This window comes from Rhizobium sp. SG_E_25_P2, from assembly GCF_029892285.1.
Lineage (GTDB): Bacteria > Pseudomonadota > Alphaproteobacteria > Rhizobiales > Rhizobiaceae > Rhizobium_E.
In genome coordinates, this window is the sequence record NZ_JARXVM010000017.1 from 95,641 (window position 1) to 117,913 (window position 22,273).

General features: G+C 60.1%; 24 protein-coding genes. All 24 read right to left on the reverse strand.

The window, feature by feature from the left end:
• Positions 1-2: 2 nt before the first annotated feature.
• The 24 genes from M2360_RS21025 to M2360_RS21140 all read right to left on the reverse strand — a co-directional run bounded on the left by M2360_RS21025 (position 3) and on the right by M2360_RS21140 (position 22,191).
• Complete coding sequence (locus M2360_RS21025) at positions 3-1,514, reverse strand: NADH-quinone oxidoreductase subunit M (RefSeq protein ID WP_280777336.1); 1,512 nt, start codon at positions 1,512-1,514, stop codon at positions 3-5.
• On the reverse strand, positions 1,514-3,547 hold the full coding sequence (gene nuoL / locus M2360_RS21030; protein ID WP_280777337.1) for an NADH-quinone oxidoreductase subunit L: 2,034 nt from the start codon (positions 3,545-3,547) through the stop codon (positions 1,514-1,516). Before nuoL ends, M2360_RS21025 begins: the two co-directional genes overlap by 1 nt.
• Positions 3,548-3,554: 7 nt before the next feature.
• Positions 3,555-3,863: an NADH-quinone oxidoreductase subunit NuoK gene (gene nuoK / locus M2360_RS21035; RefSeq protein ID WP_280777338.1), complete on the reverse strand. Its 309-nt coding sequence runs from the start codon at positions 3,861-3,863 to the stop codon at positions 3,555-3,557.
• Between the two features lie 20 nt (positions 3,864-3,883).
• On the reverse strand, positions 3,884-4,498 hold the full coding sequence (locus M2360_RS21040; protein WP_280777339.1) for an NADH-quinone oxidoreductase subunit J: 615 nt from the start codon (positions 4,496-4,498) through the stop codon (positions 3,884-3,886).
• 118 nt (positions 4,499-4,616) lie between these two features.
• Entirely contained in the window at positions 4,617-5,108 is a 492-nt protein-coding gene (nuoI, locus tag M2360_RS21045) for an NADH-quinone oxidoreductase subunit NuoI (protein WP_263822253.1), read from the reverse strand.
• 38 nt (positions 5,109-5,146) lie between these two features.
• The gene (gene nuoH / locus M2360_RS21050) at positions 5,147-6,190 is read right to left on the reverse strand and encodes an NADH-quinone oxidoreductase subunit NuoH (protein ID WP_280777340.1); all 1,044 of its coding nucleotides are present in this window, start codon (positions 6,188-6,190) and stop codon (positions 5,147-5,149) included.
• 22 nt (positions 6,191-6,212) lie between these two features.
• Complete coding sequence (nuoG, locus tag M2360_RS21055) at positions 6,213-8,294, reverse strand: NADH-quinone oxidoreductase subunit NuoG (RefSeq protein WP_280777341.1); 2,082 nt, start codon at positions 8,292-8,294, stop codon at positions 6,213-6,215.
• Position 8,295: 1 nt separating this feature from the next.
• Positions 8,296-8,832 (reverse strand): 5' DNA nuclease, encoded by a 537-nt coding sequence (locus tag M2360_RS21060; RefSeq protein WP_280777342.1) that lies wholly within the window; start codon positions 8,830-8,832, stop codon positions 8,296-8,298.
• A gap of 5 nt (positions 8,833-8,837) precedes the next feature.
• Entirely contained in the window at positions 8,838-10,142 is a 1,305-nt protein-coding gene (nuoF, locus tag M2360_RS21065) for an NADH-quinone oxidoreductase subunit NuoF (RefSeq protein ID WP_280777343.1), read from the reverse strand.
• 10 nt (positions 10,143-10,152) lie between these two features.
• Positions 10,153-11,241 carry an NADH-quinone oxidoreductase subunit NuoE gene (gene nuoE / locus M2360_RS21070; RefSeq protein WP_280777344.1) on the reverse strand — a complete coding sequence of 363 codons (1,089 nt, stop codon included), beginning with the start codon at positions 11,239-11,241 and terminating at the stop codon, positions 10,153-10,155.
• A gap of 15 nt (positions 11,242-11,256) precedes the next feature.
• Positions 11,257-11,505, reverse strand: coding sequence for a hypothetical protein (locus tag M2360_RS21075; RefSeq protein WP_280777345.1), 249 nt, complete (start codon positions 11,503-11,505; stop codon positions 11,257-11,259).
• Positions 11,505-12,695 (reverse strand): NADH-quinone oxidoreductase subunit D, encoded by a 1,191-nt coding sequence (locus M2360_RS21080; protein WP_280777347.1) that lies wholly within the window; start codon positions 12,693-12,695, stop codon positions 11,505-11,507. Before M2360_RS21080 ends, M2360_RS21075 begins: the two co-directional genes overlap by 1 nt.
• A gap of 66 nt (positions 12,696-12,761) precedes the next feature.
• Positions 12,762-13,364, reverse strand: coding sequence for an NADH-quinone oxidoreductase subunit C (locus tag M2360_RS21085; protein ID WP_280777348.1), 603 nt, complete (start codon positions 13,362-13,364; stop codon positions 12,762-12,764).
• A gap of 11 nt (positions 13,365-13,375) precedes the next feature.
• Positions 13,376-13,960, reverse strand: coding sequence for an NADH-quinone oxidoreductase subunit B (locus M2360_RS21090; RefSeq protein ID WP_280777349.1), 585 nt, complete (start codon positions 13,958-13,960; stop codon positions 13,376-13,378).
• Positions 13,951-14,316 (reverse strand): NADH-quinone oxidoreductase subunit A, encoded by a 366-nt coding sequence (locus M2360_RS21095; protein WP_137153668.1) that lies wholly within the window; start codon positions 14,314-14,316, stop codon positions 13,951-13,953. Before M2360_RS21095 ends, M2360_RS21090 begins: the two co-directional genes overlap by 10 nt.
• Positions 14,317-14,721: 405 nt before the next feature.
• Positions 14,722-15,171, reverse strand: a complete 450-nt coding sequence (locus tag M2360_RS21100) for a DUF4279 domain-containing protein (protein WP_280777351.1) — start codon at positions 15,169-15,171, stop codon at positions 14,722-14,724.
• Entirely contained in the window at positions 15,171-16,139 is a 969-nt protein-coding gene (gene lipA, locus M2360_RS21105; RefSeq protein WP_280777352.1) for a lipoyl synthase, read from the reverse strand. Before lipA ends, M2360_RS21100 begins: the two co-directional genes overlap by 1 nt.
• A gap of 109 nt (positions 16,140-16,248) precedes the next feature.
• Complete coding sequence (locus M2360_RS21110) at positions 16,249-16,506, reverse strand: GlsB/YeaQ/YmgE family stress response membrane protein (protein WP_280777353.1); 258 nt, start codon at positions 16,504-16,506, stop codon at positions 16,249-16,251.
• Positions 16,507-16,582: 76 nt separating this feature from the next.
• Complete coding sequence (gene lpdA, locus M2360_RS21115) at positions 16,583-18,028, reverse strand: dihydrolipoyl dehydrogenase (RefSeq protein WP_280777355.1); 1,446 nt, start codon at positions 18,026-18,028, stop codon at positions 16,583-16,585.
• A gap of 78 nt (positions 18,029-18,106) precedes the next feature.
• The gene (locus M2360_RS21120; protein ID WP_280777356.1) at positions 18,107-18,373 is read right to left on the reverse strand and encodes a YdcH family protein; all 267 of its coding nucleotides are present in this window, start codon (positions 18,371-18,373) and stop codon (positions 18,107-18,109) included.
• A gap of 96 nt (positions 18,374-18,469) precedes the next feature.
• Complete coding sequence (locus M2360_RS21125; protein WP_280777358.1) at positions 18,470-19,108, reverse strand: SGNH/GDSL hydrolase family protein; 639 nt, start codon at positions 19,106-19,108, stop codon at positions 18,470-18,472.
• Positions 19,109-19,140: 32 nt separating this feature from the next.
• Positions 19,141-19,389: a hypothetical protein gene (locus M2360_RS21130; RefSeq protein ID WP_280777359.1), complete on the reverse strand. Its 249-nt coding sequence runs from the start codon at positions 19,387-19,389 to the stop codon at positions 19,141-19,143.
• Positions 19,390-19,462: 73 nt separating this feature from the next.
• Complete coding sequence (locus M2360_RS21135; protein ID WP_280777360.1) at positions 19,463-20,791, reverse strand: pyruvate dehydrogenase complex dihydrolipoamide acetyltransferase; 1,329 nt, start codon at positions 20,789-20,791, stop codon at positions 19,463-19,465.
• A gap of 14 nt (positions 20,792-20,805) precedes the next feature.
• Complete coding sequence (locus tag M2360_RS21140; RefSeq protein WP_280777361.1) at positions 20,806-22,191, reverse strand: pyruvate dehydrogenase complex E1 component subunit beta; 1,386 nt, start codon at positions 22,189-22,191, stop codon at positions 20,806-20,808.
• Positions 22,192-22,273 lie beyond the last annotated feature (82 nt).

A 22,273-nucleotide genomic window follows, 5' to 3' on the forward strand; every position in this document is an offset into this window, starting at 1 on the left:
GATCAGTTGGCCACGGCGGCAACGCTATGCGCTGCCTCCAGAGCCGCAGAATAATTGTTGACGAGAAGCTCGACCGATGCGGCCGTGGCGTCGAACACCGGCGCGGGATAAACGCCGAAGAAGATGGTCAGCACGATCAACGGATAGAGGATCAACTGTTCGCGCGGCGACAGGTCGAGAAGCTTCTTGAGGCTTTCCTTCTCCAACGCGCCCCAGACCACCCGGCGATAAAGCCAGAGAGCGTAAGCGGCCGAGAGGATGACGCCGGTGGTGGCGAAGAGAGCGACCCAGGTGTTGGCGCGGAAAGCGCCGAGCAGGGTCAGGAATTCGCCGACGAAGCCGGAGGTGCCGGGCAGGCCGACATTGGCCATGGTGAACACCATGAAGGCCACCGCATATTTCGGCATGTTGTTGACCAGGCCGCCATAGGCGTCGATGTCGCGGGTGTGCATGCGGTCATAGACCACGCCGACGCAGAGGAAAAGCGCGCCGGACACGATGCCGTGGCTGAGCATCTGGAAGATCGCGCCTTGCACGCCCTGGGTATTGGCCGCGAAGATGCCCATGGTCACGTAGCCCATGTGCGCGACCGACGAATAGGCGATCAGCTTCTTGATGTCTTCCTGCATCATCGCCACCAGCGAGGTGTAGATGATGGCGATGACCGACAGCGCGAAGACGAAGGGCGCGAAGTAATCCGACGCCAGCGGGAACATCGGCAGCGAGAAGCGCAGGAAGCCATAACCGCCGAGCTTCAGCATCACGCCCGCCAGGATGACCGAACCAGCCGTCGGCGCCTGAACGTGGGCGTCGGGCAGCCAGGTATGCACCGGCCACATCGGCATCTTCACCGCAAACGAGGCGAAGAAGGCCAGCCACAGCCAGGTCTGCATGTTGGCCGGGAACTTGTGGCCTGCGAGAACGGTGATGTCGGTGGTGCCGGCGTCCCAATACATGGCCATGATGGCGAGCAGCATCAGAACCGAGCCGAGCAGCGTGTAGAGGAAGAACTTGTAGGAGGCGTAGACGCGATCCTTGCCGCCCCAGACGCCGATGATGATGAACATCGGGATCAGCACGCCTTCGAAGAAGACATAAAAGAGCACGATGTCGAGCGCGACGAACACGCCGATCATCAGGGTTTCCAGAAGCAGGAAAGCGATCATGTATTCCTTGATGCGCTTCTCCACCGAATACCAGCTGGCCAGAATGCAGAAGGGCACCAGGAAGGTCGACAAGATGACGAACAGCATCGAGATGCCGTCAACGCCGACGTGATAGGCGATGCCGGTGTTCAGCCAGTTCATCTTCTCGACGAACTGGTAGCCCGGGTTGGAATTGTCAAAACCGATCCAGATGAACAGGGAGACGACGAAGGTCACAACCGAGGTGGCGAGCGAGATGAGCAGGACATTGCGCCGCCCCGCTTCGCTGTCGCCCTTCATCAGGAGCAACAACGCGACGCCGACCATCGGCAGGAAGGTGACCAGGGAGAGAATGGGCCAACCGGACATTAGAACGAACTCCCGAGCATCATCCAAGTTATCAGAGCGGCAATGCCGATCAGCATCACGAAGGCGTATTGGTAGAGGAAACCGGTCTGCAGGCGCACCACGCGGCCGGTGACATCCGACACGCGGGCGGCGATGCCATTCGGGCCGAAACCGTCAATCACCGTCACGTCGCCTTGCTTCCACAGGAAACGGCCGAGCCATTTCGACGACCGCACGAACAGCAGGTCGTAAAGTTCGTCGAAGTACCACTTGTTGAGCAGGAACTTGTAGAGCCCATCATGCTGCTTGGCGAGGTAAGACGGCATCCAGGGCGCACGGACATACATGATCCAGGCGACAATGAAACCGAGCGCCATGGCGATGAACGAGCTCCACTTCACGAGCAAAGGCACGTGGTGATAGTGCTCGAGGATCTCGTTGCCGGGAGCGGTGAACAACGCGCCCTTCCAGAACTCCGCATAGGCTTCGCCAAAGAAGTGGTCGTGGAAGACGAAACCAGCAATCACGGCGCCGATCGCCAGAAGGTAGAGCGGGATCAACATGACATTCGGCGATTCATGCACATGATGCATGACATCATGCGAGGCGCGCGGCTTGCCGAAGAAGGTCATGAAGATCAAGCGCCACGAATAGAAGCTCGTGAAGCAGGCGGCGATGACCAGCAGCGAGAACGCCCAGCCGGCGAGCGGGCTATGCGCCGCGAAGGCGGCTTCGATGATGGCGTCCTTGGAGAAGAAGCCCGCGAAACCGATCGAGGTGCCGGGAATGCCGACGCCGGTGATGGCGAGCGTGCCAATCATCATCATCCAGAAGGTGCGCGGGATATGCTTGCGCAGGCCGCCCATGAAACGCATGTCCTGCTCGTTGGAAACGGCATGAATGACCGAACCGGCGCAGAGGAACAACAGCGCCTTGAAGAAGGCGTGCGTGAACAGGTGGAACACGGCCGCGCCATAGGCGCCGACGCCGAGGGCCACAAACATATAGCCGAGCTGCGAACAGGTCGAATAGGCGATGACGCGCTTGATGTCGTTCTGCACCAGGCCAACCGAAGCCGCGAAGAAGGCGGTGATCGACCCCACCAGGGTGACGATCATCAGCGCGGTGTGCGACAGTTCAAACAGCGGCGACATGCGGGCGACGAGGAAGACGCCGGCGGTGACCATGGTGGCGGCGTGAATGAGCGCCGACACCGGTGTCGGGCCTTCCATCGCGTCCGGCAGCCAGGTGTGCAGCAGGAACTGGGCGGACTTGCCCATCGCGCCCATGAACAAGAGCAGGCAGATCGCTGTCAAAGCGCTCGCTTTGTCGAGATGCATGCCCAGGAAGTTGAGGACAGTGTCGCCCGCGACGGCGGCGTGTTCGCCCGCTGCTGCTGCGGCGCCTTCAGCGCCATGTTCAGCGGCGGCCGGCAGATAGGTTGCGGCTGCGGCGAAGATCGAGTCGAAATTGATCGAACCGAACAGCACGAAAATGCCGAAAATGCCGAGCGCGAAGCCGAAGTCGCCGACGCGGTTGACGATGAAAGCCTTCATCGCCGCAGCGCTGGCCGACGGCTTCTTATACCAGAAGCCGATCAGCAGGTAGGACGCGAGACCGACGCCTTCCCAGCCGAAGAACATCTGCAGCAGGTTGTCGGAAGTCACCAGCATCAGCATGGCGAAGGTGAACAGCGACAGATAGGCGAAGAAGCGCGGCCGATGCGGATCGTGATGCATGTAGCCGATCGAATAGAGGTGAACCAGGCACGACACCGAATTCACCACCACGAACATCACGGCGGTCAGCGTGTCGATCCGGAACGCCCATTCGACATCCACGCCGCCCGACTGGATCCAGCGCAGCACCGGAACGATCGTGTGCGTCTCGCCGAGCGCGACGTCGAAAAACACGATCCAAGAAAGCGCCGCCACGATCATCATGAGGCCGGTGGTGACATATTCCGACGCCTTGGCGCCGATCACATGCCCACCCAGACCCGCGATCAACGATCCCAACAGCGGAAGGAAGACAATGAGTTTGTAGATGATCATAGCCTTCTCAGCCCTTCATCATGTTGACGTCTTCGACCGCGATCGTGCCCCGGTTGCGATAGAAGACGACGAGAATTGCAAGACCGATGGCGGCTTCCGCGGCCGCAACGGTCAGAATGAACAATGCGAATACCTGCCCGGTGATGTCGTTCAGGAAGGTGGAAAACGCCACCATGTTGATATTGACCGCAAGCAGGATCAACTCGATCGACATCAGGATGATGATGACGTTCTTGCGGTTCAGGAAGATGCCGAACACGCCGAGCATGAACAGAATGGCGCTGACGGTGAGGTAATGACCGATGGTGATTTCCATTTTCTTTCCTTCCCCTGCCCTCAGATGCCCTGGCCCGGCTTCGGGCTGACCACGGAGATTGCGGTTTCCGGCTTGCGCGCGACCTGACGGGAAATGTCCTGACGCTTGATGTCGGTGCGATGCTTCAAGGTCAGCACGATCGCGCCGATCATGGCGACCAGCAGCACGAGACCGGCTAGCTGGAAGTAGAAGACATAATGCGTATAGAGCACATCGCCGATCGCTGCGGTGTTCTGGCGTTCGGTCAGGGCCGGGATCGGCATCGACACCGTCTTGGCGATCTCAGGAGACAGAACGCTGCCGCCGATCACGATGATCAGTTCAGCTGCAAGGATCAGGCCGATCAACACGCCCACCGGCGCATATTCAAGCGCGCTGGCCCTCAGCTTGGTGAAATCGATGTCGAGCATCATCACCACGAACAGGAACAACACCGCGACGGCGCCGACATAAACGACCAGCAGAAGCATGGCGAGATATTCGGCGCCCGTCAGCAGGAACAGGCCCGCTGCGTTGACGAATGTCAAAATCAGAAACAGAACCGAGTGAACCGGGTTTTTCGCCCAGATGACCATGAATGCCGACGCCACAGCGACGAAGGCGAACAGATAGAAAAACAGAGCCTGCAGACCCATTTTGGCGCCTTTTTCTTCCCCGGGGCCTGACTAGAGCCAGCCCCTGCCCCGAATACCGCCCGCTTGCACGGGCCCAATTGAATGAACCCCCGGAGACCGGGGGTTTTGTCGTTCCCGCTCAGCGATACGGCGCGTCCATGGCGATGTTCGCCGCGATTTCGCGCTCCCACCGGTCGCCATTGTTGAGCAGTTTTTCCTTGTCGTAATAAAGCTCTTCGCGCGTCTCGGTCGCGAATTCGAAATTCGGGCCCTCGACGATGGCGTCGACGGGGCAGGCTTCCTGGCAGAAACCGCAATAGATGCACTTCACCATGTCGATATCGTAACGCACCGTGCGGCGGGTGCCGTCATTGCGGCGCGGGCCGGCTTCGATGGTGATGGCCTGGGCGGGACAGATCGCTTCACACAGCTTGCAGGCGATGCAGCGTTCTTCGCCATTGGGATAACGGCGCAGCGCGTGTTCACCACGGAAACGCGGGCTGACCGGACCTTTTTCGAAAGGATAGTTCACCGTCGCCTTCGGCTTGATGAAATAGCTCGATGCAAGGCCGAGCGCCTTCACGAATTCCTTCAGGAACAGCGAACTGACAGCTTGGGAAAGAGCAGCCATCGTCTATTCTCCTTTTCCAGTAAGTTTTGCGCCCGACATCATGCCCAACCCGTCAGCTTGAGAACGAAGGCGGTGATGACGACCATGGCCAGCGACAGCGGCAGGAACACTTTCCAGCCCAGGCGCATCAGCTGGTCGTAGCGGTAGCGCGGAACGATCGCCTTCACCATGCCGAACATTGTGAAGCAGAGGATGACCTTGAGCAGGAACCAGACGATGCCGGGCACCCAGTTGATCAGCCAGAAATCCACCGGGGGCAGCCAGCCGCCGAGGAACAGGATGGTCGTCAGCGCGCACATCAGCACGATGGCCGCGTATTCGCCGAGCATGAACATCATGTAGGGCGTGGAGCCATATTCGACCATGAAGCCGGCGACCAGTTCCGATTCCGCTTCCGGAAGGTCGAAGGGAGGACGATTGGTTTCAGCAAGCGCCGAGATGAAGAAGATGATGAACATCGGAAACAGCGCCAGCCAATGCCAGTCCAGGAAGGAGCTGGGCAGACCGAGACGCGTACCGAGGCCGTCCTGCTGCGCCACGACGATGTCCGTGAGGTTCAGCGAGCCGACGCAGAGCAGAACGGTGACGATGATGAAGCCCATGGAGACTTCGTAGGACACCATCTGCGCCGCCGAGCGCAGCGCGCCAAGGAACGGATATTTCGAATTCGACGCCCAGCCGCCCATGATGACGCCATAGACTTCGAGCGAAGAAATCGCGAAGACGAACAGGATGCCGACATTGATATTGGCGATCACCCAATTGCTGTTGACCGGGATCACGGCCCAAGTGGCGAGCGCGAGCGTCACGGCCACCAGCGGCGCCAGCAGGAAGACGCCCTTGTTGGCGCCGGCCGGAATGACCGGCTCCTTGAACACGAATTTCAAAAGGTCGGCGAAGGACTGGAAAAGTCCCCAGGGGCCCACCACATTCGGACCGCGACGAAGCTGAACGGCGGCCCAGATCTTGCGGTCATAGAGCAGAACATAGGCGATGAAAACGAGCAGACAGACCAGGAGGAGCAGCGACTGCCCCACCATGATCAATGCTGGCCACAGATAGGTCGAAAGAAAAGTATCCATAATCCTTTAGCCCTTTCGCGCCTTACTCGGCGGCCGCCTTGAAGTTGTTGCGAGCCAAGGCCGAGCATTCGGCCATGACGGCCGACGCACGCGCTATCGGGTTCGTCAAATAGAAGTCTTTGACCGGAGAAGCAAACGTAGATTTCGCCATCGCCCTCGGTTTTTTCGCAAGTGCGGAAATCTCGTCATTCGAGCCCGCAACAATCGTATCCTCTTCGGCGAAATGCGGATGCGCAGCATAGAGCTTGGCGCGCAATTGCTGAAGCGAATCAAAGGGAAGTTTCTTGCCGAGCACATCGGAGAGCGCCCGCAGCACGGCCCAGTCCTCGCGCGCCTCGCCGGGGGCGAAATTGGCGCGATTGGCGAACTGCACACGTCCTTCGGTGTTGACGAAAATGCCGGCCTTTTCGGTAAAGGCGGCACCCGGCAGAATGACGTCGGCGTTCGATGCGCCGGCGTCGCCATGCGAGCCGATATAGACCAGCAGATTCGTGCTCTTCTTCAAAAAGTCGAGTTCGTCGGCCCCGAGCAGGAACAGAACGTCCATGGTCGCGACCTGCGTCTGCGCATCGACGCCCTTCTCGCCCGGCACGAAACCGAGGTCGAGGCCGCCAACGCGCGAGGCGGCTGTGTGCAGCACGGCAAAACCGTTCCAGCCGTCCTTCACCGCGCCGACGCTTTCGGCGAGCGCAGCGGCCGCGGCGAGCACCGCCCGGCCTTCGACACCAGAGATAGCGCCCTGGCCGAGGATGATCATCGGACGCTGGGCGTTCTTGAGCTTGTCTAGGAAAGCGCCGTTGCCGGCGACGAGGTCGTTGAGCGTATCGGAGCCAGCGCCAAGATAGTCATAGTTGTAGCGCAGTTCACCGCCTTCGCCGATCACGCCGATCGGGAAGCCGCCGCGGCGCCAGCGCTTGCGAATGCGCGCATTGAGCACGGCTGCTTCGAAACGCGGGTTGGAGCCGATGATCAGCAGCGCGTCGGCGTCTTCGATGCCAGAGATGGTCGGGTTGAAGATATAGGTCGAACGTCCCAATGACGGATCGAGTTGCGCGCCGTCCTGGCGGCAATCGATATTCTCGGAACCGAGCGACGTCATCAGCGACTTCAGCGCAAACATTTCCTCGACGGTGGCCATATCGCCGGCAATCGCGCCGATCTTTTCAGCGCTGGTCTTGGCGACTGCGGCCTTGATCGTCGCGAAGGCTTCCGCCCAGGAGGCGGGAACCAGACGACCGTCCTTGCGGACGTAGGGGCGATCGAGGCGCTGCGTGCGCAGGCCGTCCCAGATGAAGCGGCTCTTGTCGGAGATCCACTCTTCGTTGATGTCTTCATTGACGCGCGGCATGATGCGCATCACTTCGCGACCGCGCGTATCGACGCGGATCGCCGAGCCGAGCGCGTCCATCACATCGACCGATTCGGTCTTGCCAAGCTCCCAGGGGCGCGCGGTGAAAGCGAAGGGTTTCGAGGTCAGCGCGCCGACCGGGCAGAGATCAACGACATTGCCCTGCAGCTCCGACGTCATCGCCTGTTCGAGATAGGTGGTGATCTCGGCGTCTTCGCCACGGCCGATCAGGCCGAGTTCGGTGATGCCGGCGACTTCCGTGGTGAAGCGGACGCAGCGCGTGCAGTGGATGCAGCGGTTCATCACGGTCTTCACCAGCGGGCCGATATACTTGTCTTCGACCGCGCGCTTGTTTTCGGTGTAGCGCGAGGAGTCGACGCCGAAGGCCATCGCCTGGTCCTGCAGGTCGCATTCGCCGCCCTGGTCGCAGATCGGGCAGTCGAGCGGATGGTTGATGAGCAGGAACTCCATCACCCCTTCGCGCGCCTTCTTGACCATCGGCGTGTTGGTGTACACTTCCGGCAGTTCGCCATTGGGGCCGCCGCGAATGTCACGCACGCCCATAGCGCAGGACGCCGCCGGTTTCGGCGGGCCGCCCTTCACTTCGACCAGACACATGCGGCAATTGCCGGCGACCGACAGTCGCTCGTGAAAACAGAAGCGGGGAACCTCGGCGCCAGCCTCTTCGCACGCCTGCAACAGCGTGAAATGATCCGGGACCTCGATCTCTTTTCCGTCAACTTTCAGCTTCGCCATTTCAGCCTTCCAACAGCGCTTTCGCTTGTGTGACCCATTGATCCCGGACAATCCGGTTATCGAGGCCAAGCGTCTCATCCATTTTCAGCACATCGTCGTCGGACCATGTCGCAATCTGCGCGTAAGTCGTGACGCCCATGCCGTTGAGCACTTTTTCCAATCTCGGACCGACGCCCGAAATCTTCTTCAAATCATCAGGCCTCTTTTGCGCCGGCTTGCGAACTCTCTTCGCAGTCGGCGCCGTGGCCTTCTTTGGCGGTTCAGCCGCAACAGTCTCCTGAGGCGGCTCTGGCGCTTTTACGTCAGGCTCGTCTTGCGCGACCGGTTCGGCGGCCGGGCTATCCTCGGCCTTCCGCTCCATTGCATTGGCGACGGCGCCCATGAAAGCGCCCGCCATCTGCATGCCGAAGGCCGTCATGATCTGCAACATCGACGCCTGCTCGGCCAGCATGCGGGCGGACAGTTCGGCGAGTTCCGGAGAGCGGTCGCTCGACCCCTTACCGGTCTTGCCTGTCTTCTCCGTGCCGCCGCTGTCCATCTCGCTTACTCCGCCGCTTCGAGCACCGCTCCATGCGCCATGGCGTTGCGGGTGTACTGGTCGATCCGCTCTTCCATCACCGGACGGAAATGCTTGATCAGACCCTGGATCGGCCAGGCGGCTGCGTCGCCGAGCGCGCAGATCGTGTGGCCTTCCACCTGCTTGGTCACCTGGAACAGCATGTCGATTTCACGCTTCTGCGCCTGGCCCTTCACCATGCGCTCCATCACGCGCATCATCCAGCCCGTGCCTTCGCGGCAGGGCGTGCACTGGCCGCAGCTCTCATGCTTGTAGAAAGCCGACAGGCGCCAGATGGCTTTGACGATGTCCGTGGACTTGTCCATGACGATAACGGCGGCGGTGCCGAGGCCCGAGCCCAGTTCGCGCAGACCATCATAATCCATGATCGCCGAGCGCATCTGCGCGCCGGGCACGCATGGCACCGAAGAGCCGCCGGGAATGACGGCGAGCAGATTGTCCCAGCCGCCGCGAATGCCGCCGCAATGCTTTTCGATCAGCTCTTCGAAGGTGATCGACATGGCGTCTTCGACGGTGCACGGCTTATTGACGTGGCCAGAGATCGAATAGAGCTTAGTGCCGGCATTGTTGGGACGGCCGAAGCTCGAATACCAGCTGGCGCCACGACGCAAAATGGTCGGCGTCACAGCGATCGATTCGACGTTGTTGACCGTCGTCGGACAGCCATAGAGACCCATATTGGCCGGGAATGGCGGCTTCAGGCGCGGCTGGCCCTTCTTGCCCTCAAGGCTTTCGAGAAGCGCAGTCTCTTCGCCGCAGATATAGGCGCCGGCTCCGTGATGGACATAAATGTCGATATCGTAGCCGAGCTTGTTGTTCTTGCCGAGCAGGCCAGCGTCATAGCATTCGTCGATCGCCGCCTGCAGCGCTTCGCGTTCGCGAATGAACTCGCCGCGGACATAGATATAAGCGGCATGCGCGCCCATGGCGAAAGACGCCACCACACAGCCTTCGATCAGCGTATGCGGATCGTGGCGCATGATGTCCCGGTCCTTGCAGGTGCCGGGCTCGGACTCGTCGGCATTGACCACGAGGTAATGCGGACGCCCGTCGCTTTCCTTCGGCATGAAGGACCATTTCAGGCCAGTCGGGAAGCCTGCGCCGCCGCGACCGCGAAGACCAGAAGCCTTCACTTCATTGATGATCCAGTCACGGCCCTTCTCAAGCAATTGCTTGGTGCCGTCCCAGTGACCGCGCGCCATCGCGCCTTTCAGGGACTTCTCCTTGAGGCCGTAGATATTGGTAAAAATACGATCCTTGTCAGTCAGCATGGCTCATTCCTTACCGCGGCTTCTTTCCGAAGACCCTGATATATTCTTCTTCGCCGCCATCGGCCAGCGCTTTGGCCTGGCGCGCCCAATCGTCGCGCTCGATACGGCCCTTGAAATTGAGGTAGCCGTCCACCCATTCGCGTTCAGCCGGGCCCCAGGCCGCAACCTGCTCATAGGTGAAAATCCCGATCGAATGAAGCGTCGCCTCGATCTTTGGGCCAATGCCGGAAATCAGCTGCAGGTCGTCGGGCTTTTCGGGCTTTTCAACACCAGCAGGCCGGTTCGGATCATCCAGAGACGGCTTGGCGACCTTGGTCGCCGCATCCGGCTCAGCGGACTTGCCATCGGCGGGCGTCTTCAGTTTGGGATCGGTTTCAGGCGCGTTTGTGTCCGGCTTGGCGGCGTTCGAAGGCGGCGTGTGCGCCGGCTGAGCAGGCTCAGCAGCAGTCGACACGCCGGTCAACGCTTCCGATTTCGGAGCCGGAGGAATCTCTTCCGTCAGCGACGTCGGACCTCCAGCAGGCGCCGAGAAGGTGCGATCGACCTGAGGACCAGGATTGATGTCCGAACCCTTGCCCGCCTTGAAACGGTCGATGATATGCTCAAGCTGCGTGGCCGTCAGATCCTCATAGGTATCCTTGAAGATCGCGACCATCGGCGCATTCACGCAGGCCCCGAGACATTCCACTTCTTCCCAGGACAGCGTTCCATCTTCGTTGAGATGATGCGCATCGTGATGGATCTTGGACTTGCAGACCGAGATCAGATCTTCTGCGCCGCGCAACATGCAGGGCGTGGTGCCGCAGACCTGGATATGGGCGCGGGTGCCCACGGGCTGCAACTGGAACTGGGTGTAGAAGGTCGCCACTTCCAGAACGCGGATATAGGCCATGCCGAGCATGTCGGCGATCATTTCGATTGCCGCCTTGGTCACCCAGCCGTCCTGCTCCTGAGCGCGCATCAGCAGCGGAATAACCGCCGATTGCTCGCGCCCCTCAGGGTATTTCTTGATGGTGGCTTCCGCCCAGACGGAATTTTCCGGGTTGAAGGCGAAGCTGGCTGGCTGAACGCTGTCTTCGGCTAAGCGACGTACGGACATGTTATAGACGCCCTATCAATTTATCTGGCCGCACTGCGATTGTGTCAGGGAGGACATCTCGCAGGCATAGGCTGTTGAGTCTTTCTGCAGGAACACGACGAAGCGCTTGCCGTTCGGCACAGCCGCCTTGATCTCGTATCCGTCGGCGATCAGCTGACCGATTTGTGTCTTCGCCCCATCGCTGTCGACAACAATGCCGCCTTCCGCCGCTGACGCGGACGTCGCGGCGGAAACGAATAGAAACGCGGACAGAATCCGGATCATCAGCGGTCGACCTCCCCGAACACGATATCGAGAGAGCCGAGAACGGCGGTCACGTCGGCAAGCTGATGGCCCTTGCAGAGGAAGTCCATTGCCTGCAGATGCGCAAAACCCGGAGCGCGGATCTTGCAGCGATACGGCTTGTTGGTTCCGTCGGAAACGAGATAGACGCCGAACTCGCCCTTGGGGGCTTCGACAGCAGCGTACACTTCGCCGGCGGGAACGTGATAGCCTTCGGTATAGAGCTTGAAGTGATGGATCAGCGCTTCCATCGACCGCTTCATCTCACCGCGCTTCGGCGGCACGACCTTGCCGTCGATCGCCGAGACCGGACCGATCTTGTGCTTGCCGTTCAGCAATTCGACGCACTGCTTCATGATCCGCACCGACTGGCGCATTTCATACATGCGGATCAGGTAGCGGTCATAGCAGTCGCCATTCTTGCCGACGGCGATGTCGAATTCGAGATCCGAATAGCATTCATAGGGCTGCGAACGACGCAGGTCCCATGCGCCGCCCGAACCGCGCACCATGACGCCGGTCATCGACCAGGACAGAGCGTCCGCAAGCGAGATCACGCCGATATCGACGTTGCGCTGCTTGAAAATGCGGTTGTCTGTCAACAGACCCTCGATATCATCGAGCGTCTTGATGAACGGATCGCACCAGTTGCCGATGTCCTCGACGAGCTTTTCCGGGATGTCCTGATGGACACCGCCCGGACGAACGTAAGCGGCGTGCATGCGGGCGCCGGATGCGCGCTCATAGAACACCATGAGCTTTTCGCGCTCTTCGAAACCCCAGACCGGCGGCGTCATCGCGCCGACGTCCATGGCCTGCGTCGTCACGTTCATGATATGCGACAGGATACGGCCGATTTCGGAATAGAGAACGCGGATCAGCTGACCACGCATCGGAATTTCGAGGCCGATCAGCTTCTCGACCGCCAGCGAATAGGCATGTTCCTGGTTCATCGGCGCGACATAGTCGAGACGATCGAAATAAGGCAAAGCCTGGAGATAGGTCTTGGATTCGATCAGCTTCTCGGTGCCTCGATGCAGCAGTCCGATATGCGGGTCGACGCGCTCAACGATTTCGCCATCGAGCTCCAGCACCAGACGAAGCACGCCGTGCGCGGACGGATGCTCTGGCCCGAAGTTGATGGTGAAATTGCGGACGTTATGTTCTGCCATTTGGATGCACCCCAGATCGCATCATCGCAAAAAGGCCGGCGACCCACTGGCCGCCCTGCCCTTGCATTACTGACTTTTCTTCTCGTCGCCCGGCAGCACGTAATCCGTGCCTTCCCAGGGCGAAAGGAAATCGAAGCTGCGCATTTCCTGGCGAAGCTGGACCGGTTCATAAACCACCCGCTTGACCATGTCGTCGTAGCGGACCTCGACGAAGCCGGTCATCGGAAAATCCTTGCGAAGCGGAAAACCCTCGAAGCCGTAGTCCGTGAGAATACGGCGAAGATCCGGATGACCCGAGAACAGGATGCCGTACATGTCATAGGCTTCGCGCTCGAACCAATCAGCGCCCAGGAACAGGCCCGTCGCCGATTCGAGAACATCATCCTCGCCCACCTGAACCTTGACGCGGATGCGCATATTCTTGTGAACGGACAGCAGATGCGTCACGACATCGAAGCGCTTCTCGCGCTCGGGATAGTCGACGCCGCACGTGTCGATGAAATTCAGGAAGCGACAGCGCGGATCGTCGCGCAGGAACTTCAGAACCGGCACATAGTTTTCCGGGCTGACATTGATCGTCAGTTCCCCGAACGCCGTACTGACGCCGAGAATGGCATCGCCGTGGGTTTCGCGCAGATAAATCGAGAGATCTTCGAGAGCAGTGGTCATCAGTCCGGTCCTCAGCGCTCGATCGTGCCAGTGCGGCGGATCTTTTTCTGCAGAAGCAACACCCCATAGAGGAGCGCTTCGGCGGTGGGGGGACAGCCCGGCACATAGACATCCACCGGCACCACGCGATCGCAACCGCGCACCACCGCATAGGAATAGTGGTAATAGCCGCCGCCATTGGCGCAGGAACCCATGGAGATCACGTAGCGCGGCTCCGGCATCTGGTCATAGACCTTGCGAAGCGCGGGCGCCATCTTATTGGTCAGCGTGCCGGCGACGATCATCACGTCGGACTGGCGCGGCGAAGCGCGCGGAGCGACGCCGAAGCGCTCCATGTCGTAACGCGGACCAGAGGCCTGCATCAGGCCTTCGACGGCGCAGCAGGCCAGGCCGAACTGCATCCACATAAGCGAACCGGTGCGAGCCCAGGTGATCAAGTCCTGGGTGGACGTCACCAGAAAGCCCTTGTCGGCGAGTTCATTGTTGATCTCGCCGAAAAACTGGTCGTCGGCGCCCAGAGCCCGGCCTGTCGACGGATCGACAAGGCCCTTCGGCTGCGGGGCGACGAGGGTCGAATTAGCGGATGTCACTCCCATTCGAGCGCTCCCTTCTTCCATTCATAGATAAAGCCGATGGTCAGCACGCCCAGAAACACCATCATGGACCAGAAGCCGAACCAGCCGATTGCGCCGAATGATACGGCCCAAGGGAAGAGAAAGGCCACTTCCAGGTCGAAAATGATGAAGAGGATCGACACGAGATAGAACCTGATGTCGAATTTCATGCGCGCATCGTCGAACGCGTTGAAGCCGCATTCATAGGCGGAAAGCTTTTCCGAATCGGGAGCGCGATAAGCGACCAGGAACGGCGTCACAAGGAGCGCCAGACCGATGACAAGAGCGATTCCGATGAAGATGGCGATTGGCAGGTAAGAGCCAAGAAGTGCAGTCATTTCAATCCAACCCCGCCGCGCCGCGCGACACGATGCGCAAGACGCGCATGTGTGCTTCGGCATAGCCGAAAATTGTTGCAACGCGACGTGGTTAGCGCAGCTAGGGGGTAGAAGCAAGCATAGATTCCGTTTTCCCTTGACCTGCGATTATTTTGCGCAGGGTCAAGTTTATCGCTCCATTTTCAGGGGCTCAACAGGTTAAAAACGGTTTAATTTTTCCTCGCTCGCCAGGAACATCCCAATGAAATGGGGCGGAATTTGGGTAATTCGGCGACCCGTCCAGGCGCGTGGGAGACTCACCATCAAAGGAGCCAAATTGGCGCTGCGAACTCACCTTACGGTATGCGCCCCGCCTTGCCTAACGGCATGCTGCGGCGCCAAGCTGTGGATTAGATGAATTGCCGCTTATTCGTCCTCGAACAGACCGTAGAGATCGAAGCCGATCTCACAATTGCGTTCCGCCAACAAGGCCATGACCTTCGGCGACAGGACAAAACCTGTATTTGGCTTCCCCATGAACACGCCGACGAAAAGCTCGATTTTTAAGTCCTTGGCGACCATGCGCCAAACGTCGGTCGACGCAGGTAAACCGGCGAGAAAGGCGGCGACCAATTCATAAAATTCGCCCTCGACCTCGCGTGGCCCCCTGACGCTCCACATGCCGGTTCGGCCATGGACCTCCCGGCCATTCGGCGTGTGGAAGACGCCGCCTTTGGTATAGGCAAGATCAGGGGACCTACCCATGAGGCGGGTGATGTCATCGGGGATGAGCGCATCACCCATAATCCGCAGCGACAGCGCAAAAGTACAACTCTGCCTGCGGTTATCGTCATCTATGATGTTAAACTGAACCACTACCCAGCCTTGGCCAGCAGCACCTTCTCACGCGCCGCTCTCAGCCGGGCGAAATCGTCGCCGGCGTGATGGGAGGAACGGGTGAGCGGGCTGGACGCCACCATCAGGAAGCCCTTGGTGTAGGCCACCGTCTCATAGGACTTGAATTCCTCGGGCGTCACGAAAGACATAACCTTGTGGTGCTTGCGGGTGGGCTGAAGATATTGGCCGATGGTGAGGAAATCGACATCGGCGACGCGCAGGTCGTCCATCAACTGCAGCACTTCATTGCGCTCTTCGCCGAGGCCCACCATGATGCCGGACTTGGTGAACATGGTCGGATCGAGTTCCTTGACCCGCTGCAGCAGGCGGATCGAATGGAAATAGCGCGCGCCGGGGCGGACGGTCAGATAGTTGCCAGGCACGGTTTCGAGATTGTGGTTGAAAACATCGGGCTTGGCGGCCACGACGCGCTCCAGCGCGCCCGGCTTTTTGAGGAAATCGGGAGTGAGGATCTCGATCGTGGTGTCCGGAGAGGCCTCGCGAATCGCCCAGGTCACCTGCTCAAAATGCTCGGCGCCGCCGTCGTCCAGATCGTCACGGTCCACCGAGGTGATGACGACATGGCTGAGGCCCATCTTCTTGACTGCCTTGGCGACATTGCCGGGCTCTTCGCGATCAAGCGCGAGCGGCCGGCCGGTGGCGACATTGCAGAAGGCGCAGGCGCGGGTGCAGATTTCGCCCATGATCATGAAAGTCGCGTGCTTCTTGTCCCAGCACTCGCCGATATTGGGGCAGCCGGCCTCTTCACAGACCGTCACCAGCTTGTGCTCGCGCACCAGTTCGCGGGTTTCCTGATAGCCTTTGGACACGGGCGCCTTGACGCGAATCCAGTCCGGCTTGCGCATGACCTCCGTGTCGGGGCGATGCGCCTTTTCCGGATGCCGGACGCGCTTTTCCATGTTCACCGTGTCGAGGATCGTGACCATTCGGGCCCCCGTTTCGCTACCGGTCGATGCCGGATGGCTTCAGAAAACAAAATGAGGCCGCCGCAAGATGCGGCGGCCTCGGCACACTTAGGTCCAAGGGATTGGGAAATCAACCGCGCCTGAGCGCGCGGCCGATCGCAATGAGAATGCAGGCTCCCACGAAGCCCACGATCAGATACATCAGCCAGCCAGAGCCGGTGTAGATGCCCAAAAGCGCCAGCACGAAGTTCAGCGCGGCTGCGCCGATGATGCCGAGAATAATATTCATGATCAGGCCCATATTGGACTTCATGAACATTTCCGCGAGCCAGCCGGCAACACCGCCGACGATAATCGCGCCTAGAAATCCTACGCCATTCAAATCCATATTTTTCGTCCCCGTTGCGAATGTTCGACGCGGAGAAAACGGACTGTTGACGCAGGAGTTCCATCTTTTGACTCATTTAAGCGTTCAGCACGCGACCATAGGCGTCGAGTACGCTTTCCTTCATCATTTCCGACAGCGTCGGATGCGGGAAAATTGTGTGCATCAGCTCTTCCTCGGTGGTTTCGAGATTCATCGCCACCACGAAACCCTGGATGAGTTCGGTCACTTCCGCGCCGACCATATGGGCGCCGATCAGTTCACCGGTCTTCTTGTCGAAGATGGTCTTGATCATGCCCTGGTCTTCGCCCAGCGCGATGGCCTTGCCATTGGCGTTGAAATTGTAGCGACCGACGCGGATCTCACGACCCTCGGCTTTCGCCTTGGCTTCGGTCATGCCGACAGAAGCGACCTGCGGGTTGCAATAGGTGCAGCCCGGGATCTTGGCCTTGTCCATCGGGTGAACATTCGGCAGGCCTGCGATCTTTTCGACGCAGATCACGCCTTCATGCTCGGCCTTGTGGGCGAGCATCGGGGGGCCTGCGACATCGCCGATGGCGTAGAGGCCGGGGACACTGGTCTTGCCGTAGCCGTCGATGACGATGCAGCCGCGATCGGTCTTCACGCCCAGCGCTTCGAGACCGAGATTTTCGATATTGCCCTGCACGCCGACGGCGGAGATCAGGCGGTCAGCGGTGATCTGGCTCACCTTGCCGTCCTTGGTCTCGACATGGGCGGTAATGGAATTGGCGCCCTTATCGACCTTGGACACCTTGGCCTCGGTGATGATCTTGAGGCCGCGCTTTTCGAGCTGCTTGCGGGCGAAGGTGGAGATTTCCACGTCTTCGACCGGCATGATGTTCGGCATCAACTCGACCACGGTCACATCCACGCCCATGGAGCGATAGAAGGACGCGAATTCGATGCCGATGGCGCCCGAGCCCATGACGACGATCGATTTGGGCATGAAATCCGGCTTCATCGCTTCGAAATAGGTCCAGATCAGCTTGCCATCCGGCTCAATGCCCGGCAGCGCGCGGGGACGGGCGCCGGTGGCGACGATGATGTGCTTGGCAGTGTAGGTCCCCTCGCCCAGCACGCCCTTGGGAATTGGGTTTTGCGGCTCGACGACCGGCTTGGTCATCTTGCCCACAACAATTTCATTGGCCTTCGTGAGCTTGGCTTCGCCCCAGATCACATCGACCTTGTTCTTCTTCATGAGAAAAGCCACGCCGCCATTGAGGCGGGCGGAGACGCCGCGCGAGCGGGCGACGACATCCTTGACGTCAGCGGTCATTGTGCCGTTCAGCGTCAGGCCGAAGCTCTTGGCGTGATTGGCGTGGTCCATGATTTCGGCAGACCGCAGCAGCGCCTTGGTGGGAATGCAGCCCCAGTTGAGGCAGATGCCGCCGAGATGCTCGCGCTCCACGATCGCTGTCTTCAGGCCCAGCTGGGCCGAACGAATCGCGGTCACATAGCCGCCGGGGCCGGAACCAATGATGATGACGTCATAAGCATTCGACATGGGCGCTTCCACTCCTTGCGTGTGCGGCTTCCGGCGCTTGGGTCCGGAAGCCATCGGGGATGTGGACGCCTCGCTTGCTTATTCGCTGAGCGGCTCGGCCTCCGGTTCATAGTGAACCAGCATCCCGTAAAGTTCATCCTTGAGCTGCATCCGCTGTTTGCGGAGGTCGACGATCGTCACATCATCGGCCGGCTCGATATCGGTTTCGGCGCGGTGGATCTTGCCATTGACCTCATGATAGCGAACATAAAGCCGGGCGAAATGTCCATCCGTTTCCTTGAGATGCCGCATCTGCGCGACATATTCGGGAAACTCTGCAGCCAGTTCATGTGGTGTGTTCGACATGGTCCCTCTCCTTCTTTCGAGTTCGGGATCAGGTTAAACACTCCGCGTCAGTCCTCATTGATTACGATCAAGCACTCTTGATCCCGATCAAGTGTTTCAAAGCCCCAGCATCATGCGGACGATGGGCTCCAGCCCCTTGCCCACGGCGCGGGTATTTTCAGCGTCCAAATGCACGCCATCAACAGGCGTCGTCTTGGCCACCGAACCGGCGTCGAAAAAGCCGCATTCGAGTTCGTCGGCGAGATCGGCATAGACCGAGGCCAGCATATGGCTCTCCTCGATTCGGCCTGAGAACATCGGGCCCAGCAGCGGATCGTCGGTCTCGCACAGCGGCGGCGGCGAGACGATCAGAATATCGGGCGTCTCCATCTCGACAGGCCATTCGTGATTGCGCACCAGGCTCACCAGCCGCTTGATTCCATGACCCACCACGACGGCATTGTTGGCGTAAACAGGCTTCAGATCATTGGTGCCGAGCATGATGATGACGAGATCAACAGGCGCATGCGTGTGCAAGATGGTCGGAAGAATCCGCGCGCCGTTGCGATCGCAATCGGCCGTATAGTCGCTATAGACGGTGGTGCGGCCGTTCAGCCCTTCGGCGATCACCCTGACGCCATGACCCAGAGCCTTTTGCAGCACGGACGGCCAGCGATTCTCATAGGCGTGGCGGGTGCGATTTTCTGCATCCACGCCCCAGGTCAGACTGTCGCCATAAGCGAGAATTGTTTTCATGCCGCTCAAACCATCCGCTTTGCTGGCTATTTCTAATTCGTGTTCCTCAGGTCTTCGACCTTGCGTTCGAGATCAGTGATCCTGGCGCCGTATCGAGCCCACATAACCTTGGACGCTGCGGCTTTAGCCTCTATGGCTTTCGCCAACTCTTCCTGTTCAGCCTCTAGAATCTCTAATCGCTGCTTCAGCGCGTCGAGTTCCCGATCGACCTCACCGAACATGGTGCGCATCTCTTCCGTCATCAGCCGAATAAGCGACGCCGGGTTCTCGTCATTCGCCATTACGCATCCTCCCGAAAATGGGGACTGCCATGCCGAAAGGAGCGGACGCCCTAAGGCGTCCGCTTATCCGCTATTACACCAGCATCCCCATCGGGTTTTCGATGTAGCGCTTGAAGGCGCCCAAGAGTTCGGCGCCGAGCGCGCCGTCGACGGCGCGATGGTCGGTCGAGAGCGTGACCGTCATCACCTGGGCGATGACCATCTGCTTGTTCTTGACCACAACGCGCTCCTCGCCCGCGCCGACCGCAAGGATCGTGGCGTGGGGCGGGTTGACGACGGCGGCGAAATTCTTGACGCCCATCATGCCCATGTTGGAGACGGCGGTGGTGCCGCCCTGATATTCCTCGGGCTTCAGCTTCCGGCTCTTGGCGCGCGCGCCGAGATCCTTCATCTCGTTGGAGATGGCCGACAGGCTCTTGAGTTCGGCGGAACGGATGATCGGGGTGATCAGCCCGCCCGGGATCGATACGGCGACGCCGACATCCGAATGCTTGTGCTTGACCATATTGGAATCGGTCCAGGAGACATTGGCGTCCGGCACATCGCGCAGCGCGAGCGCCATGGCCTTGATGACCATGTCGTTGACCGAGAGCTTGTAGGCCGGGGCGCTGTCCCTGCGGGGCGCAGCGTCATTGAGCTGGGCGCGCAGCGCAAGCAATGCGTCAAGCTCGCAATCCACAGACACGTAGAAATGCGGGATGGTCTGCTTGCTCTCCTGCAAGCGCTTGGCGATGGTCTTGCGCATGCCGTCATGCGGCACAAGCTCGTAGGAGCCGGGCTCGAACAGCTTCAGAACGGCGTCTTCGCTCATGCCCTTGGGGGCAGAGGCCGCGGCGGGCGCAGGCGCGGCTGCTGCAGCGGTCGGCGCGGGCTTGGCCGAACCAGACGAGACAGCCTTTTCGACATCCGACTTGACCACGCGGCCATGCGGGCCGGAACCGGCGATCAGCTTAATGTCGAGGCCGGCTTCCTTGGCGAGACGACGCGCGAGCGGCGAGGAGAACGGACGATCGCCATGCGAGACAGTAGCAGCCGGAGCAGACGCCTGTGCGGCAGGAGCCGGCGCTGCGGCGGCGACTGACGCCGGCTGGGCAGCAGGGGCAGCTTCCGCCTTGGGCGCAGCAGTTCCGCCGCCGGCTGCAGCGGCGGCGACGTCTTCGCCATCGACGGCGAGGATGGCGATCACGGTGTTGACCTTGACGCCTTCCGTGCCTGCGGCCACCACGAGCTTGGCGACGACGCCCTCATCGACGGCTTCCACTTCCATAGTCGCCTTGTCGGTCTCGATTTCGGCGATCACATCGCCGGACTTGATCGTGTCGCCTTCCTTGACCAGCCACTTGGAGAGGTTGCCCTCTTCCATCGTGGGCGACAGGGCCGGCATGGTGATGTTTGTGGGCATACCTTGCCTCCCTCTTACTTGTAGCAGACGGCTTTGACGGCATCGACGACTTCGCCGACATTCGGCAGAGCCAGCTTTTCGAGATTGGCCGCATACGGCATCGGCACATCCTTGCCGGCGATGGTGATCACGGGCGCATCGAGATAGTCGAAGGCTTCGCGGTTGACGCGGTTGGCGATGAAATCGCCGACCGAATTCTGCGGATAGCCTTCTTCCACGACCACGAGGCGGCCGGTCTTCTTGACCGATTCGATCACCGTCGGCAGGTCCATCGGGCGGATGGTGCGCAGATCGATCAGTTCTACATCGATGCCGATCTTCTCAAGCTCGGCGATCGCCTTGATCGCATAGGTCATGCCGATGCCGAAGGACACCATGGTGACGTCCTTGCCGGCCTTGTGGATGCGCGCCTTGCCGATCGGCAGCACGAAATCATCAAGCTTCGGCACATCGAAGGTCTGGCCATAGAGAATTTCGTTTTCGAGGAAGATCACCGGATTGGGATCGCGGATCGCAGCCTTGAGCAGACCCTTGGCGTCAGCGGCCGTATAGGGCATGACGACCTTGAGGCCCGGAATATGGCTGTACCAGGCGGCGTAGCACTGCGAGTGCTGCGCGCCGACGCGGGCGGCGGCGCCGTTCGGTCCACGGAACACCATGGGAGCGCCCATCTGGCCGCCAGACATATAGAGCGTCTTGGCGGCGGAGTTGATGATTTGGTCGATCGCCTGCATGGCGAAGTTGAAGGTCATGAATTCGACGATCGGACGCAGGCCGGTCATCGCCGCGCCCACCGCCATGCCGGCAAAGCCGTGTTCGGTGATCGGGGTGTCGACAACGCGCTTGGCGCCGAATTCCTGCAGGAGACCCTGGGTGACCTTATAGGCGCCCTGATATTCGGCGACTTCTTCGCCCATGACGAAGACGTCGGGATTGGCGCGCATTTCCTCGGCCATGGCGTCGCGTAGAGCTTCGCGCACGGTGGTCGGCACCATTTCCGTGCCAGCCGGGATGGCCGGATCAGACAGCGCCTGGTTGACGGGCTGTGCCGGAACAGGGGCGGAGGCAGACCCGGTTTCGGTCGGCTTCTCCTTCTGCTCCACCTGAACCGGCGCGTCTTCCTTCTTGGCCGGCGAACCAATATTGGCGGCGGTTTCGCCATCCTGCAGGAGAACGGCGATAGGGGTGTTGACCTTGACGTTTTCGGTGCCGGCGGCGATCAGCAGCTTGCCGATCACGCCTTCATCGACGGCTTCCACTTCCATCGTGGCCTTGTCCGTTTCGATCTCGGCGATGACATCGCCAGACTTCACGGCATCGCCTTCGTTCTTCACCCATTTGGAGAGCGTGCCTTCCTCCATGGTCGGCGACAGCGCGGGCATGAGAATCTCAATCGGCATGGTGTTCCTCACCTGATATATGGTGTGCGGCGACCTTGGCCGACCGCGAAATTGAAGCTGGCGGAGCGAAACGGCCGGCAGA

Coding starts and splice junctions, on each gene's coding strand:
- M2360_RS21025 (WP_280777336.1), bottom strand. CDS start 1,514: ATGTCCGGTTGGCCCATTCTCTCCCTGGTCACCTTCCTGCCGATGGTC.
- nuoL (WP_280777337.1), bottom strand. CDS start 3,547: ATGATCATCTACAAACTCATTGTCTTCCTTCCGCTGTTGGGATCGTTG.
- nuoK (WP_280777338.1), bottom strand. CDS start 3,863: ATGGAAATCACCATCGGTCATTACCTCACCGTCAGCGCCATTCTGTTC.
- M2360_RS21040 (WP_280777339.1), bottom strand. CDS start 4,498: ATGGGTCTGCAGGCTCTGTTTTTCTATCTGTTCGCCTTCGTCGCTGTG.
- nuoI (WP_263822253.1), bottom strand. CDS start 5,108: ATGGCTGCTCTTTCCCAAGCTGTCAGTTCGCTGTTCCTGAAGGAATTC.
- nuoH (WP_280777340.1), bottom strand. CDS start 6,190: ATGGATACTTTTCTTTCGACCTATCTGTGGCCAGCATTGATCATGGTG.
- nuoG (WP_280777341.1), bottom strand. CDS start 8,294: ATGGCGAAGCTGAAAGTTGACGGAAAAGAGATCGAGGTCCCGGATCAT.
- M2360_RS21060 (WP_280777342.1), bottom strand. CDS start 8,832: ATGGACAGCGGCGGCACGGAGAAGACAGGCAAGACCGGTAAGGGGTCG.
- nuoF (WP_280777343.1), bottom strand. CDS start 10,142: ATGCTGACTGACAAGGATCGTATTTTTACCAATATCTACGGCCTCAAG.
- nuoE (WP_280777344.1), bottom strand. CDS start 11,241: ATGTCCGTACGTCGCTTAGCCGAAGACAGCGTTCAGCCAGCCAGCTTC.
- M2360_RS21075 (WP_280777345.1), bottom strand. CDS start 11,505: ATGATCCGGATTCTGTCCGCGTTTCTATTCGTTTCCGCCGCGACGTCC.
- M2360_RS21080 (WP_280777347.1), bottom strand. CDS start 12,695: ATGGCAGAACATAACGTCCGCAATTTCACCATCAACTTCGGGCCAGAG.
- M2360_RS21085 (WP_280777348.1), bottom strand. CDS start 13,364: ATGACCACTGCTCTCGAAGATCTCTCGATTTATCTGCGCGAAACCCAC.
- M2360_RS21090 (WP_280777349.1), bottom strand. CDS start 13,960: ATGGGAGTGACATCCGCTAATTCGACCCTCGTCGCCCCGCAGCCGAAG.
- M2360_RS21095 (WP_137153668.1), bottom strand. CDS start 14,316: ATGACTGCACTTCTTGGCTCTTACCTGCCAATCGCCATCTTCATCGGA.
- lipA (WP_280777352.1), bottom strand. CDS start 16,139: ATGGTCACGATCCTCGACACGGTGAACATGGAAAAGCGCGTCCGGCAT.
- M2360_RS21110 (WP_280777353.1), bottom strand. CDS start 16,506: ATGGATTTGAATGGCGTAGGATTTCTAGGCGCGATTATCGTCGGCGGT.
- lpdA (WP_280777355.1), bottom strand. CDS start 18,028: ATGTCGAATGCTTATGACGTCATCATCATTGGTTCCGGCCCCGGCGGC.
- M2360_RS21120 (WP_280777356.1), bottom strand. CDS start 18,373: ATGTCGAACACACCACATGAACTGGCTGCAGAGTTTCCCGAATATGTC.
- M2360_RS21125 (WP_280777358.1), bottom strand. CDS start 19,108: ATGAAAACAATTCTCGCTTATGGCGACAGTCTGACCTGGGGCGTGGAT.
- M2360_RS21130 (WP_280777359.1), bottom strand. CDS start 19,389: ATGGCGAATGACGAGAACCCGGCGTCGCTTATTCGGCTGATGACGGAA.
- M2360_RS21135 (WP_280777360.1), bottom strand. CDS start 20,791: ATGCCCACAAACATCACCATGCCGGCCCTGTCGCCCACGATGGAAGAG.
- M2360_RS21140 (WP_280777361.1), bottom strand. CDS start 22,191: ATGCCGATTGAGATTCTCATGCCCGCGCTGTCGCCGACCATGGAGGAA.